At 59.3% G+C, this 14,518-nt stretch carries 10 protein-coding genes; 5 read left to right on the forward strand and 5 right to left on the reverse strand.

Annotated features, from left to right (window positions below):
- On the forward strand, nt 1-405 hold a 405-nt coding region (locus GXX95_09095; GenBank protein ID NLT38297.1), incomplete at its 5' end, for a hypothetical protein.
- Between the two features lie 138 nt (nt 406-543).
- Complete coding sequence (locus tag GXX95_09100; protein ID NLT38298.1) at nt 544-813, forward strand: hypothetical protein; 270 nt, start codon at nt 544-546, stop codon at nt 811-813.
- A gap of 115 nt (nt 814-928) precedes the next feature.
- Here GXX95_09100 and gatE read toward each other — a convergent pair whose 3' ends face one another.
- Both gatE and gatD read right to left on the reverse strand, forming a co-directional pair.
- Nucleotides 929-2,794, reverse strand: coding sequence for a Glu-tRNA(Gln) amidotransferase subunit GatE (gene gatE / locus GXX95_09105; GenBank protein NLT38299.1), 1,866 nt, complete (start codon nt 2,792-2,794; stop codon nt 929-931).
- The gene (gene gatD / locus GXX95_09110) at nt 2,781-4,085 is read right to left on the reverse strand and encodes a Glu-tRNA(Gln) amidotransferase subunit GatD (GenBank protein NLT38300.1); all 1,305 of its coding nucleotides are present in this window, start codon (nt 4,083-4,085) and stop codon (nt 2,781-2,783) included. The genes gatE and gatD overlap by 14 nt, the downstream gene beginning before the upstream one ends.
- A gap of 130 nt (nt 4,086-4,215) precedes the next feature.
- Between gatD and hypB the strand changes: the two genes are divergently transcribed.
- From hypB to GXX95_09125, 3 genes are read left to right on the forward strand one after another with little or no spacing between them, the layout of a single operon-like run.
- Nucleotides 4,216-4,872, forward strand: a complete 657-nt coding sequence (hypB, locus tag GXX95_09115) for a hydrogenase nickel incorporation protein HypB (GenBank protein NLT38301.1) — start codon at nt 4,216-4,218, stop codon at nt 4,870-4,872.
- Between the two features lie 48 nt (nt 4,873-4,920).
- A complete protein-coding gene (gene purD / locus GXX95_09120; protein ID NLT38302.1) occupies nt 4,921-6,243 on the forward strand; it encodes a phosphoribosylamine--glycine ligase in 1,323 nt (440 codons plus the stop codon).
- Nucleotides 6,244-6,264: 21 nt separating this feature from the next.
- Nucleotides 6,265-6,888: a translin family protein gene (locus GXX95_09125; protein ID NLT38303.1), complete on the forward strand. Its 624-nt coding sequence runs from the start codon at nt 6,265-6,267 to the stop codon at nt 6,886-6,888.
- 2 nt (nt 6,889-6,890) lie between these two features.
- Here the strand turns inward: GXX95_09125 and trxA are convergent, their stop codons facing one another.
- The 3 genes from trxA to GXX95_09140 all read right to left on the reverse strand — a co-directional run bounded on the left by trxA (nt 6,891) and on the right by GXX95_09140 (nt 14,474).
- Nucleotides 6,891-7,214, reverse strand: coding sequence for a thioredoxin (gene trxA / locus GXX95_09130; GenBank protein NLT38304.1), 324 nt, complete (start codon nt 7,212-7,214; stop codon nt 6,891-6,893).
- 91 nt (nt 7,215-7,305) lie between these two features.
- Nucleotides 7,306-8,037 (reverse strand): hypothetical protein, encoded by a 732-nt coding sequence (locus GXX95_09135; GenBank protein NLT38305.1) that lies wholly within the window; start codon nt 8,035-8,037, stop codon nt 7,306-7,308.
- A complete protein-coding gene (locus GXX95_09140; GenBank protein ID NLT38306.1) occupies nt 8,034-14,474 on the reverse strand; it encodes a hypothetical protein in 6,441 nt (2,146 codons plus the stop codon). The genes GXX95_09135 and GXX95_09140 overlap by 4 nt, the downstream gene beginning before the upstream one ends.
- Nucleotides 14,475-14,518 lie beyond the last annotated feature (44 nt).

The raw sequence follows: 14,518 nt of genomic DNA on the forward strand, positions 1-14,518 counted from the left end.
AAGAACACCACCATTGCCATCTCCCAGGGGTCCCCCGGGATCGTGTTCCTGGAGCCAGGGAAGATCTATCCAGATGGGAATGTGACCGTCCACTTCACCGTGGTCGACAGCGCAGCCCTCGGCAAGCTGGAGTATTCCCTTGACGACGGAGCGTTCGTGGAGATCCCCCTGAACTCCACTTCGGTGTCGTTCGCAGGGCTCGGGAACGGACCACACAGCGTGACCGTGAAGGGCACGGACGGATCGGGTCATACCGTTGAGGGGGCCGTTGAGTTCTCGGTGGGCAGCTCTGGGAACGATGCCCTGGGAGACATCATGGGGAACCCCGTGCTCCTGGGCGGAGTGCTCGTGGCCGTGATCGGGGCCGTGGGTGGAGCGGTTTGGTTTATAAGGAGAAGAAGGTGATGCAGGGCGTAGACGCCCCAAGCGTCACTGTTCAGGGGAACGGAAGGACCATATGGATGGTTCTGCACCGTGACGGTGTTACTGGTCTGTGGGTAGGGAGAATGCCCACAATCCCAGGGCAGTATCGAGGAGATTATGATGAGGAACTCCAAGGATAAGAAGAAGGAAAGGACGAACAGGATGGCCGCATATGTCACCCAGGTCATCGAGCAGAGCGGCGGCGTGGTCCTGGTAAAGCAGGACATACAGGACAACATCGATGAGATCGAGTACCTGAAGGTGGAGCATCCGGACAAGAGGGATTACTACCAGGGGCAGATCGATATTCTCCAGAAGGTGATGACCAACACCCTGGACAAGTTCGAGGATGTGGAGGAGAAAGGGTCCAGCGAAGAGGGCTCCAAGTAGGTCTTAATAAAGACAGGCCGTGTTAGGATGGGCAAGGCCAGTCGATAATGACAGGCCCTATGCCGCCATGGGGGCGGATGCATAGTTCGTACCCAGGGCGGCCGAGAGGGTACGCTCAGGAGGAGAGAAGCTTCTCGATCTCCTTCTTTATCAGGTCGCTTGCCGCCTTTCCGTCGAGCTTGCCCTTGAGCTCGCCCATCACCACGCCCATGAGAGGGCCCACCGCGCCCGCTCCCTTCTCGCGCACAAAACCTTCCCGCTCATGCACGATCCTGGCTACCACCTCAGCAGCTTCATCGGTGGAAATCACCGTTATTCCCAGCTCCTTGATCGCCTGAGGGACGCTATTGCCCTTGGCCACCAACGATAGGACGTCGGGCACCGCCTCCTTGGCGAACCCTCCCTTGGATAAGGATGTGAACACCTCGCGCAAGGCGGCCTCGTCCAGTTTGCTGACGTCCACGCCCTGCCGCTCTAGCTCGGGCAAGGTCGAGAGCAGGGTCCGGGCCGCGATGCCGGCGAGCTCCTTGTTCGAGGCGACCTCTTCGAAGAGGTCGTCCCATCCGTCACGCACCAACTGCTTTGCCTGCTGCTCATGGATGCCATATGTGGACGCAATGCGGGCGGTGCGAACCTCCGGCATCTCGGGGAGGTTGGACGCGATGCGGTCCAGCCTGTCCTTCTCCAAGGTGATTGGCGGGACGTCCGTCTCCGGGTACATCCTGGCAGCCCCCGGCAGGGGGCGGGAGTAGGTGCTGGTGCCGTCGGGGAGGGGGTCGCGGGTCTCCTCGGGAACGCCCACCAGGGCTTCGTAGGCCCGGGCCAGGGCTGCGTTCAATGCCGCCTCCGCCCTGTTGACCTCATCCGCGCAGAGCACGAATGAATCCTGAGTTCCCAGGTTGAAGGTCCTGCACACCTCATCCACATAGCTCTGATCTATCCCGTAGTTCGGTAGCTCGTCGGAGTGGAATATTCCGGCCACACCCTTGGTGCGGGCATACTGCGCCATCTCCGCTCCCAGGCGCAGCTTGTTATCAGGAGAGCGCAGTACCCCGGCAAAGCCGGGAAGGGGAGCGCCGAGCACCTTCCCGCCCTTCTTGAGCGCGCCCATGATCACCTTGGAAGGGCACTTGATGAACGTTTCCGTGAGGTCCTGTATCGCGGTCTCGCTCCTGGCGACGTTCCTCTCCTTCAACACGTCCCGTATCCGCAGCAGGGAACGCTGCCTCTCCACTTCCTTTTCCACATATACGGGAAGAAGTCTCAGCTCCTGCACTCCCTTGATCTCGATCCTGCTTCCCCCGGGGATGGATATGTTGACGTCCTCGCGGATGGTGCCGATCCCCCTCTTCACCTTCCTGGTGGCGCGCATCATCGAGCCCAGGCGCTGGGCGGCCTCCTTTACCTCCTCAGGCGTGTGCAGCTCGGGACCGGTGGCCACCTCGATGAGCGGGATCCCCAGGCGGTCCAGGCGGTATGTGATCTCCCCGGCCTTGGTGTCCACCTTGCGGGCGGCGTCCTCCTCCAGGCAGAACGTGGGTACGGAGATGGCGCGGCCGTTGACCTCCAACACCCCGTCGGTAGCGATCATGGCAGTGCGTTGGAAACCCGTGGTATTGGAGCCATCGATGACGATCTTGCGCATGAAGTGGACCTCGTTCACCGACCGGGCTCGGAGCATGGCCGCGAACGTCAGTACAATGTCCAGGGCCTCGTCGTTAGCGCAGTGAGGGGGCTCCTCGTCCGCATCCACGAGACAGGAGGCGGAGGGGGGTGCCTGATAGCGGAATCGCATCTTCTTCTCCGCCTGCACCAAGGCCGCCCGGTCGATCTCCCCCAACTCCGACGTCGTAGGACGGAGGCGCCGCTGGAACTTGGCCCCCTCCTCCTCCACCAGAGATGTCTGGCAATCACAGAACAGCTTCTTGGTGTCAAGCTGCTGGTGGATCTCCAGCCCGCAGGTCAGCTCATGCTCGCTCATGTTGCACCCTCCTCGAAGTCAGCTCTCCACGCAGGTTCGTGGTCATCAGCTCCCTGATGCTGCTCTCATCGTCCTTCTGTCCCAGTACCCACATCAACTTCACCAGTGCGGTCTCTGGCAGCATGTCTCCGCCGGATATGACGCCAGCGGTCAGGAGGTCCCGGCCGGTATCGTACACGTTCATGTCCACCATGCCGTACAGGCACTGTGAGGTCATGACCACCGTGGTGCCTCCTGCGACCGCTTTCCTCACCTCCTCCACCATGTCCGAGGATACATGACCCAGGCCGGTACCGGCGAGGACCGCCCCTCGGCTGCCCCTTAGTACGCTGCCGAAGGTCGTGGGGCTCATGCCGGGGTAGAACTGCAACAGCGTGACGTTGGTCTCCATGGCGGTCCGGGCGATGGTCTTTCCAGATGACCGCCGGTGGTGATCGCCATGGAAGGCGATCTGTCCCTCGAAGTCCACCGTGGCGATGGGGGCTTCGTTGATACTGCGGAAAGCGTCCCTCCGCGAGGTGTGCATCTTGCGCACTTTAGTCCCCCTGTGGACAGCGGCCGTGGTGTCGGAACTGCTCTCATGCATCAGCACCACCACCTCAGCGGCATCGGTGTCCACGATAAAGCGGGCGGCCGATAGCAGGTTGGTGTAGGCGTCCGAGGACGGTCGATCGGAGGAGCGCTGCGCGCCCACTAGGACGACCGGCCTTGTCAGATCCTCAAGCATGAAGGACAAAGCTGCCGATGTATAGCCCATGGTATCCGTGCCGTGGGGGATGATGCATCCCTCCATGCCTCCGTTGATGCGGTCCGCTACGGACTCAGCGATCCTCTGCCAGCTCTCGGCCCTCATGTTCTCGGAGAAAATGGAGAACAGCACCTCGGCCCTCACATCACATATTTCAGCGATCTCCGGGACGCTGGCCACCAGGTCACCGGCGGACAGGGCGGGATGGACCGCACCGGTCCGATAGTCGACATAGCTGGCGATGGTGCCGCCAGTGCCGAGCACCGCCACCTGTTTCTTTCCCTTGCCGTTGATGCCCTCGCGGTCGGCCTTCGCCCTGGTCGCTCCCTTGGAGACCACTGAGACCTCAGACGTCGGGACGACCTTGACCCCAACGTTGTAGCCGCTCTTCAACTTCAGAACCACGACGTCGGGGTGGCTGAACTCGTGATGGGGCATGAGGACGCCGATATGGTCGTGGCTGTCGCTCCTCACCTGGAGCGTGTCGCCCTCGACCGCACCGGTCTTCTGCAGGATCTCGCGTACGCGGGGAGAATAGCTCATTCAACAGACACCGAGCTGGGGATACGGCTCTTTGCTTATAATTTGTGTCGAGGGTCGGACGAAGTCCTTTTCGTATACCATGCTCCCCTTCGGAGCAAATCGTTATTACTGCCTACTCGTCTTTGCGCTCGTGCATAAGGTTTCTAACATTTCCATAGAGGCGGACGTCCTCGCCGAGAACAGGAAGCTGGGCCATGAGAACCACCACCGGCTGAGGGAACATGGTATCCGCTCCGTGGACGTCATGGGTTCCATCGGATCGGGCAAGACCCTCCTCATCCAGCAGATGGCTGTACGTATGAGGGAGAAGGGTATCAGGGTCGCGGTCCTCGCCGGCGACGTGACCGGACAGGATGATTTCGACAGGTTCCAGAAGGCTGGCGTCAAGGCGGTGAACGTCAACACCGGAAAAGAGTGCCACCTGGATGCGGACCTAGTGTACCACGCGCTGGACGAACTGGACCTGGAAAACCTGGACTTCCTGTTCGTGGAGAACGTCGGCAACCTGGTGTGCCCCGCGGACTTCCCCTTGGGGACGGACCAGCGCATGGTGGTCATCTCCGTAACGGAGGGGGATGACATGGTGCGGAAGCAACCCCTGATCTTCCTGGAGTCGGATATCGCCGTCCTCAACAAGATCGACCTGCTTCCATACATGGACATCGATGCATCCCTGCTCGACCGCGACTATGACCGCGTCAAGAAGGGGGCCAAGCTCTACCGCACCTGTGCCAAGACCGGAGAAGGGCTGGACGAACTGTTCCAGGCGCTCAACATCCAGGCCTGAACCGCCAATTATTATTACGGGCCCCCATTATCCTAGCGAGGCATTTCCATGAAGGTCCTAGTCGTAGGAGGGGGTGGACGCGAGCACGCCATCGCCGCCGCTCTGTCCGCCAGCGGTTCGACAATCTACTCCGCCATGAAGAACCATAACCCCGGCATAGCAGGTCTGTCCCGAGAGTTCAAGCTCATGAAGGAGACCGACGTGGAAAAGGTGGTGGGTTTCGCGGCGGATCGAGCTGTGGATCTGGCGGTCATTGGGCCGGAATCCCCCCTGGAGGTGGGTCTGGTGGATGCCCTGGAGGCCAAGGGCATCGGCTGCGTCGGCCCCAGCAAGGCGGCGGCGAGGCTGGAGGTGTCCAAGTCCTTCACCCGGGGCCTTATGCGCAAGCACGATGTTCCTGGCAACATAGAGTTCGAGGCCTTCGACGACCTTGAGGCCGCGAAGGCTTATGTTCGAGACCACGACCAGGACCTGGTCGTAAAGCCCGTCGGGCTCACAGGGGGAAAGGGGGTCAAAGTGATGGGCGAGCACCTTCTCAGTGAGGAGGATGCCATGCTTTACCTTGAGGACATCTTCTCCCATAACATAGGCGGCGGAGGGGTGGTGCTCGAGGAGCGGCTGGTCGGCGAGGAGTTCACCCTGCAGGCCTTCTGCGACGGCCATAAGGTGATACCTATGCCTCTGGTGCAGGACCACAAGCGCGCTTACGAGGGGGATGTGGGGCCGAACACAGGGGGCATGGGCTCATATTCTCAGGAGGACCACCTTTTGCCATTCGTCACCCCCACCGAGAAGGAGGCCGCCCTTGACATAATGCGGGCGACGGTTGCGGCCATGGAAGAGGAGGGCTGTCCTTACCGTGGAATCCTGTATGGGCAGTTCATGAACACGCGAAGCGGGCCTCGGGTGATCGAGTTCAACGCCCGCTTCGGGGACCCCGAGGCCATGAACGTCCTGTCCATCGTTTCATCATCGTTCACGGACATCTGTGCTGGCATAGCCGCGGGTAGCTTGAGCGAGAAGGACGTTTCCTTCGCCCGTAAGGCCACGGTGTGCAAGTATGTCGTCCCTCAAGGGTATGGAACCAGCCCCGCGGCGGGCAAGGAAGTGCATGTCGATGAGAAGAGCATCGCTGCCATGGGGGCCCGCGCCTACTACGCCATGGTAAGCGAGGAGGGCGGCAGGGTGCTGACCACTACCTCTCGGGCCGTGGGAGTGGTGGGGATCGATGACAGCATCGAGGAGGCAGAGAGGGCGTGTGAGGAGGCGCTCTCCTTCGTGACAGGAGAGGCCATCTTCGTCCGCCATGACATTGGGCGGCCTGAGGTCATCCGGCGCCGCGTCGAGCATATGGAAACGATAAGAAGGTAGATGTAAACGGGCGGTGTTAAAATGGATATGAAGAACCTGGAAGAGATCGCTGAACGCATCGAATCCAGACTGGAAGAGAAGGATCAGGTGCGTGAGGTCGCCATCAAGTCCACGCGGGCCATCAACCGCCTGTCAGGCAGCATCGTACATATGATACACAAGAAGGACGATGCCATGCCTCTCATGCATGAGGCATTGGATGAGGCGCACCGACTTCGCTCTCTGCTGGAGGACTATCCCGAGATATGGGAATCGGGCCTGGTGGAGAGTGCTCTGCAGGAGCTGGCGGAGGCCGCGATCCTTATGGCCATGGTCAAGGACGAGGAGCTGCCGGACCCCGATGACATGGGCATCACCGGGAACGCCTACATGCTGGGCATGGCCGATGCCATCGGGGAGCTGCGACGCTTCGCCCTGGAAAGATTGCGGGAGGGCGACGTGGAGAAGGCCACGGAGTACCTCAACTTGATGGAGGAGATGTTCCTTGTCATAATGCGCTTCGATTTCCCCGACGCGCTGATACCGATAAGAAGGAAACAGGATGTGGCCAGGTCCCTCCTGGAAAAGACCCGGGGGGAAGTGGCAGTGGCGGTCAACTCGGCCCGCCTACAGAAGAAGATCGATGAGCTCTGCCGCAAGCTGTGAGGTCACAGCTTCTTTCGTATGACCTCTTCGATCTCTTCCTTGGGTACGAGCCCTACTATCTGGTCTACTACCTTTCCGTCCTTGAAGAACAGCAAAGTAGGGATAGCCATGATGCGGTGCGTCTGCGCTAGCTTCTGATTCTCGTCGACGTTGAGCTTGGCGAACGCCACCTTGCCCGAATGGTCCATGGCCAGCTTGTCTATGATAGGGCCCATCATGCGACAGGGTCCGCACCATGCCGCCCAGCAGTCCACTACCACCTTGGGGTGGGCCTTAATGTATGCATCGAAACCATCCTGACCAATATCCTCAACATGTTCAGCCATAGCGATCGCCCCGAACAATTGAGGAGGGACTATTTGGAGCTATTCCCGACAACGAAAAGATCGCTGTATAAATAAAAGGAGGAAAATGGTTTCAGTTCTTCTTCTTCCCCTTCTTACCCCTGTTCATATAGGTCAGGAACACGATGAAGGCGAGGATGGCCACGAGTATGGCCAAGATGATGTTCATGGTGCCCCAGATGGACTCTCCAACAAAGAACTTGGATGTGTACGTGGAGCTGCCGTCGAGGAACCTCACATACTCGTTGTCCGGGTCCAACATCACCTGCACGGTGTGTTCTCCTGCGCTCAGACCGTGCGCCGTCCAGTTGTAAGATACCGTACTGGTTGAATTGGCGGCGATATTGAAGGTGGTCTCGTTCAGGACCGCCCCGTCCGCCAGGAACCGCACCTTCACATCATCCATCGCCAGGAAGCCGCTGTTCTTCACCGTCGCGGAAATGACCGTGGCCTGTATGACGTGCAACGTATAGGTGGAGGTGTGGTTCACCGTCCCGTTGGTCAGGCTCAGGCTCAGGACCGCATCCCCTGTGGTAGCGGGAGCGGTGACAGTGATGTTGAAGCTGTCCGCGCTTCCCGAACCCTTGTTGGGGGTGATCTGCCCGGAACTTATCGACGCGTTCCAGGTGTAGTCGCCTAAGGGCCGGTCGGTGGCGATGTTTACCACCACCACGCCCTGCTCAGACGGGATCAGGTACTCGGCGCCGCTGAAGCTTACTCTATAGTCACTCGCCTCATCCGCCATCACCGGCAAGGCGAGGGCTGATGTCAGCAGCAGCGATATCACCGCTGCGATCAAGATCATCTCTTTCTTCGGCGTCCGAACACCCCCTTGTTGACCCTAAGGACCACGAACAGCACCAGCATCAGGACCAGAGCCACCAGGAGCACCCAGGTCATGGCCGGTATCTCCGGGGCGTTCATCTTGATGCCGTCTCCGCTGACCGTGAGGCCATCTTCTGGCATGCTGATGTCGGCCCTCTGAATCTGCCTTTCCCCGCTGGCCGTGGCGCTCTGCTCCGAGCTTACCGCCACCACTACAGTGGAGTTCACATCGGGTGTCTCCTGGTTCCTTGTAAGCACCACATTGACCGTCTGGGTGCTTCCCGCGGCCACTGACACGACCTTGTAGTCGTTGCTCGTGCCTGAGATGGTGGCTGTCCATCCCTGCACCGCCAGCTCTGCTATGTTGGACACCGTGAAGTTGTAGGTGTCCACGATGTTACCGTCGTTCTCGATGATGAACGGGTAGGTTATGGTGTCGCCTCTTATCGTCTGAGCCGCGGACGTGTTGATACTGACCGCGTACACCGGCACGATGTTGACGTCGACGTTGACCGTACCTGATGCGCTGGTGTGGTTCTTGGAGGTGGCGGTCAGCTTTATGGCGGAGTGGCTTACCTTTGCGTTATCCGGGGTCCCTATGGTTACCTGGACCGTCCTGAAGCTGTTGGCGCCCCAAGGTATCTCCACGGTGTTCTCGGAGAAGGTGACGTTCCAGCTGGAGTCACTGCCGAGGACGTACGTGTCGTCAATGTTGCCGCGGTTGTACACGGTAACATCATAGGTGGCGGACTCCCCCGCGTTGACGGTCGTCTTGCTCCCGGAGTCCCATACCAGCTCCACTACTCCCTTAATCTGCCGGACCAGATCGATGTCCCTGCTCACACTGGAGTTGACATCCAGATCGAAGGAGCGGGAGTAGGTAACGATGACTCCGGCCACCTCTTCGTTGGTCCATGTTGCTGTCACATTATAGGAGCCCCGTGGCAGGTAGGCGGAATAGCCTCCAGCCCCGTTGGCGTTGGCAGTGACCTGGGCACCGTCCGAGAATACTATCTTGGCGTTACCGGCGCCCGCTCCGTTGTATCGGACCGTCCCGCTGACCAGGAGGCCGCTCTCGAACGTCACGTTGGCGGTGTTGGTGCCCTCGGAGTTGACGTTTACGACCCCCAAGTACACATTGCCAGAACCATCGACGCCGTGGGCGCTGTATGTCCCTGGTGCGAGGTTCACGGAATAGGAGCCCGCTCCGGAGCTGGCGGCGCTATCGATGGCCGTGCTGGACAACGCAACGAAGGTCCAGCTCACTCCTGAGGAGGCCCCGCTGATGGAGCCGCTGAGGGTGGCGTTATCAAGGCTGCGGGCCAGAGCGATGTCCGCGGTCTGCCCGCCGTTGACAGTGACGCTTTGGCTCGCTGTGTAGACAAGGTAACGTGTCTTTTCATCTATCGTCCCCGTGGTGTGGTACTCCGCATCCACGGTATAGGTGCCGTTCACCAGGTAGGTGGTGAACGACCCTTGGCTGTTGGCGTTCATGGTAATCGCGGCCGCTCCCGAGGAGATGGTGACGTTGGCGGGGATGAGAAGGTCCTCACCATCGTACTGCAACTGCCCAGTTAGGGCATAGGAGAGCTGGGGAGCGATGTTCAGATCTGTGCCCGCAGCTATGGTCGCCGACCTTAGGTCAGTGTAGTACACACCGTCGTCCGAGAGCTCGGTATATACCGAATATGTGCCTGGTGTCAGGTACTCGGTGAAGGATGTGGACGCGGCCACGGTCGTTTCGTCGGGCCCGATGAAACGGACCGATCCCGATGCTCCCGAAGGTATGGCCACGTTGACCGTGACCCGGGCTACCGTGTCTAGCGAGACGTTGACGGCGTCGGGGTCCTTGCCTACCTCCACTGTCAGGGACTGGGAGGCCTTGTACATGCTGGAGTTGTCCCCGGAGACGTTCTGATCGACGATGATCGAGTAGGTGCCAGGTGCAGCGGTGACAGCGAACTGCCCGGACCCGCTGGTGGTCGCGGTGGTGGTCACAGCTCCACCGCCGTTGGCGGTAAGGGTGACCGTTATCCCGTTGACCGGGGTCCCGCCGGATGTTACCGTTCCGGTGACCGTGCGGTTGATGGCCGCCATCTCGATGTTGGTGGTGACGGCCGAGCTCAGGGGATCGTACGTGTTGGTGTACTCGGTGTAACCGTCCAAGTTGGCGGTGAGCACGTACGAGTTCCCAGTGGGCAGGGTTATGTTATAATCGCCCGAAGCATCGGATGTGAAGTACACCGTCTGAGATGGTGAATTCTTGGACTGCACCTTGAGGACCACGTTGCCGAGGCCCTCGCTGGCGTCCATCTCATCGTTGAGGTTGGTATCGTACCAAGTGGTTCCTCCGATGGTTGTCGAATCCTGCAAGGCGATCTCCTGGGTGCTGGTGCCGCTTATGGCCAGGTTACCCCAGTGGGCCTTTCCGGAGCCTGCCGCATACACGAAGTAATCTCCCGTGGGCAAGACCAGACGGTAGTCCCCGGTGGAGTTGGTAGAGGTCCTCAGGAAAGTAGCGTCAGCTGTAGAGGTGAAGACAACCTCAGCGTCGCTGACCGCCGAGCCGCCGTTCTTGACCGCTCCTGTGACCACCGAACCGGTGGACAGTTGTAGGTCGAGGGTGGCGCTGATGGTATTGGCGACCAGGGGCTCCATGGCCACCATGCTCGCGCCTTCCTTCAGGGTCAGAGCGTATGCGGTGTAAGTGCCTTGGGGCAGTGTCATCACATAGTTGCCTGAGGGATCGGTAGTGGTGAACAGCTCACCGGCATCGGATATGAAGCCGACCGCCACATTGGCCTGGGGCACCGCATCGATGGTGACCTGGCCGGTGATCTGTGTCGCTCTGTACATGTTCAAGTTCACGGTCGCGGTGGACCCTGCACTGAGGGTAACGGTCTGGGAGCCTCCGCTGATGTTGGCGTCGGCAGTGTCCACATTGTACTCTCCCGGCAGCAGGCGGCCAAAGGTGAACGCACCTCCAGCCCCGCTGGTGGTGTTGACCACCTCTCCGCTGGCAGTGTCGGTGAGGCTTATCACGACCCCACTGGCGGTCCCGCCTTCCAGGAAGGAGATGGTCCCACTGACCACCGCCGGCTCTATAGCGATGTTGCGGCGTAGGGAACCGGTCGAGGCCAGGTCCACAGAATCGTAACCGAAGGTATGGTCCTCGTAGGTGGCGTAGAGCACGTTGTCGTCGCTCTCCGGACCTAGCAGGGAGTAATATCCGCTGCCGTCAGAGGTCACGGTGGATGTGAACCCAGTTTTGTTATTCTCGAGTACTACGGTAGCGCCGGCGATGGCCTCATCCCCGGTGCTGTAACGCCCGTTCCCGTCCATGTCCCAGAACACGTAACCGGACAACCTCGAGCCCGCGAGGGTTATGTCTCCGTTCGCGGTGAAGCTCTCCAGCCTCATGGCCTGGGCATAGGATACCTGGTAGTCCACCCGATCGATCTCAGAGCCGATGAGGGTGCTGCCTTCGAGGTCTCCGACGGAGTATACCACGCTGACGTTGCCGAAAGGCAGGTAGACCTGGTAGGAACCGTCGGACGAGGTTGTGACCGTCTGATGCGGTATACCGTTCTCATCGACCACGGTAACGTGGATGCCCGAGTAGGGTGTCCCGTCACTGGCGATAGCCGTGCCGTTCAGTACCGCGCCGTCGTAGTATTGCAAGAACACCACGCCGGATTGCAGTACCGAGGCGCTCATGTCCACGGTACCGTTGATGGCGCCAGCATCTATCTGGGACTGCAGGTACTTAGCCTCCTCATAGGAGACCGCCTCCCAGGTGGTGGAGTTGTCTGGCAAGTAGTAAGCTGTGCGGTAGACCTGCTTGAAATGGGTCAGGTTATAGCCCGGCATGGCGTCGTACTTGCTTAGCGATCCCGAGTACCCGGGTATTCCCTGGGTGGTCTCGCCTATGTCCGAGGGGCTCAGACCCATGAACGTCCTGTAGATCATGGTGTCGTAGAACAGGTCGGTGTAGTAGATCTGGTAGCCCAGGACGGTGTCGCTGGAGGTCACGTTCTGGATGTCCACGGCGCTATAGTCGCTGAGTATGGCCTTTATGGTGTAGTAGTCGGTCGGAGAACCGGTGTTCGAGTCTATGTTCCGATCGTTGAGCTTGGCGGGGGCATAGAAGATGTTGCTCCCCGTCGCACTGAAGGGGAACAGCCTGCTGTCCACGGCCACATAGCCGATGTCGTGCCCACTGACCTCTCTGACATCGTGGTACATATCGACCAGTTTATCAAGGCCGACCTTCTCGAGCTCCACGCGGGCCGCCGCATACTTGGCGTTGGCCACGCTGATGTCGCTCGTGAACTTACTGTAGACATCGGGGTTGTCGAGAACCGTCTGGATATAGTTGGACGGGTTCTGCATGATATCCTTGAGGGCGGCTGCATCGGCGCCATTGTCAGTTAACGCGCTGTTCATGTCATCGGTGAAGCCGGTCTTCTCCAGCAGTCTTATGATCAGCAGGGAGACGGCATCGCTCTCGTTCTCTGACATCAGGAACGAGGCGGCATATTCGTAGCCGCTCTGGAAGTTGTCGGCCACGGTAGGGTGACCGCCCGATTGTATGGCCTCGAATCCATAATCCCACCATGATAGGAAGGCCGGTCTGTCTGCCTCCGTCAGATTACTGTCCTGCGTCTTGAGCCATGACCACGCGGCCGGATAGTATGAGGTCGGTAGCGGCAGCGAATACGAGAACGCACCAAGGTAATGGAACGTTCCGTTGACCGCATCATAGTCAGCAGGGTGCAGCACGTCCGGCAGGGCATAGTAGATCTGCTTGTCGTAGTCCTTCTTGGTCTCCGACGGGATGCTCGCGTCCATCGCCCCCCAAGCGTTGGGGAGGATGACCAAGAAGGCGAGGAACAGCACTCCTACAACATGGCTTATCCTCACGTTCTTCCTGAGCGTTCGCAGAGGATTGGACCAGAAGCCATTGAATGTCTTGGGCATTTCCTCGAACTTGAGCCTCGTGATCAGCAGCGCCAGTATCCATCCCGCGGCCATAGCGAAGGCGGGGGAGGCATTGAACAGGAACCTGCTGGCCGAGGCCGCCATATACATGCTGACCGCCATCCACACGACGATGAACACCAAGTAAGGCGAGGGGTCCTTGGGTATCTTCACCGCTGCCCATATAAGGCCGATGATGGCGAGCCAGAAGGTCACCACACCGAATGACATGGCCAGGTTGGAGAAGGTGGGGGCCGTGGCTTCCGAAATGGTGGAGTACAACTTGCTCTTGACCAGATATCCTTGGCCCGTGACGATCGCCTCGAACAGGTTGGGGGCGAGGAAGAACACCGCCACCAGTGCCAGGATGATTATGCCGACGACCACTGGGATGACCAGCGTCCAGGGATAGTCCCGGGATGCCACGAACAACCCGCCCACGAACATCGTGGCGAGGAACAGATAGAAAGGCACATCGTACCACTGGTTCCAGTAACTGAGCTGCCAGTACAGGGGGGCCATGAGGACGAAGCCAGTTAGGAGCATGGCCCCGATGACGAAGAACGCACCCATGGAGTCGATGTTCCGGAAGCGGTTTATAAGGACCTGGACCAAGAAATAGACCAGGACGATTATGAGCATGTACGTGTACCCGGTCCATATCATGGCCACTGTAGCGAAGCAGACGCCTCCCAACATCGCGTAGATGAGGGAACGCCGATTGGTTTCCATGTAAGATTTGACGCCCGTTCTAATGGACGTGACATTTTTCCAGTTCTCGACCCATCTGGTCCCTTTTATATTGGCCAGGGATCGGAAGAGGAAGTACAGACCGAAGATCACGAAGAACAATATCATGGCATCGTGGTCGGCATCCGCGAACACGCTGCGGGTGATGTTACCCGGCATTATCGCGAACAGAAGAGCCGCTAGGAGCCCTGCGCGGTTACCGAAGGCGGCCCGCGTCAGCATGTAAACTGGAATGCATGTAAGTGCCCCCCAGAACGCCGTGGAGGACAGGAGGGTAAAGCCAGTGCTGTCCGTGATCGACATCCCCGTGACGCCGGACATGAACATGCTGGTAACAGCTACAGACCAGTCGTATAGAGGCGGTCTCATGTTCCTGACGCCCATAGGGTAGTTCAGCATGGGGTCGTTAACCAGATGGTTGCCTGTGTCCTCGACATATCCGATAACGCGCTGATGATAGTACGAGTCCGAGCCTCCTGCGACCAAGAAACCATTGTCCACTGCTGTGGAGTACCCGAAGTAGCTACGCACGAAGAGTGCGATAAAAATGATAGCTACCAGGATGAGGATGGTGCCCCAGTTCCGACCCAGCCAGGAATCTTCCTTGAACAGGGCGTGGAGACCACCTTCCTTTGGCTTCTGTATCTTATGGGGACGACCATTTGGCCTCCCATCATTTGCATCCATCGTTAACGTCTCCTAGGCAGAATCGTCCTCAGATTACTGGTCCG

Source organism: Methanomassiliicoccus sp., assembly GCA_012719175.1.
GTDB lineage: Archaea > Thermoplasmatota > Thermoplasmata > Methanomassiliicoccales > Methanomassiliicoccaceae > UBA6.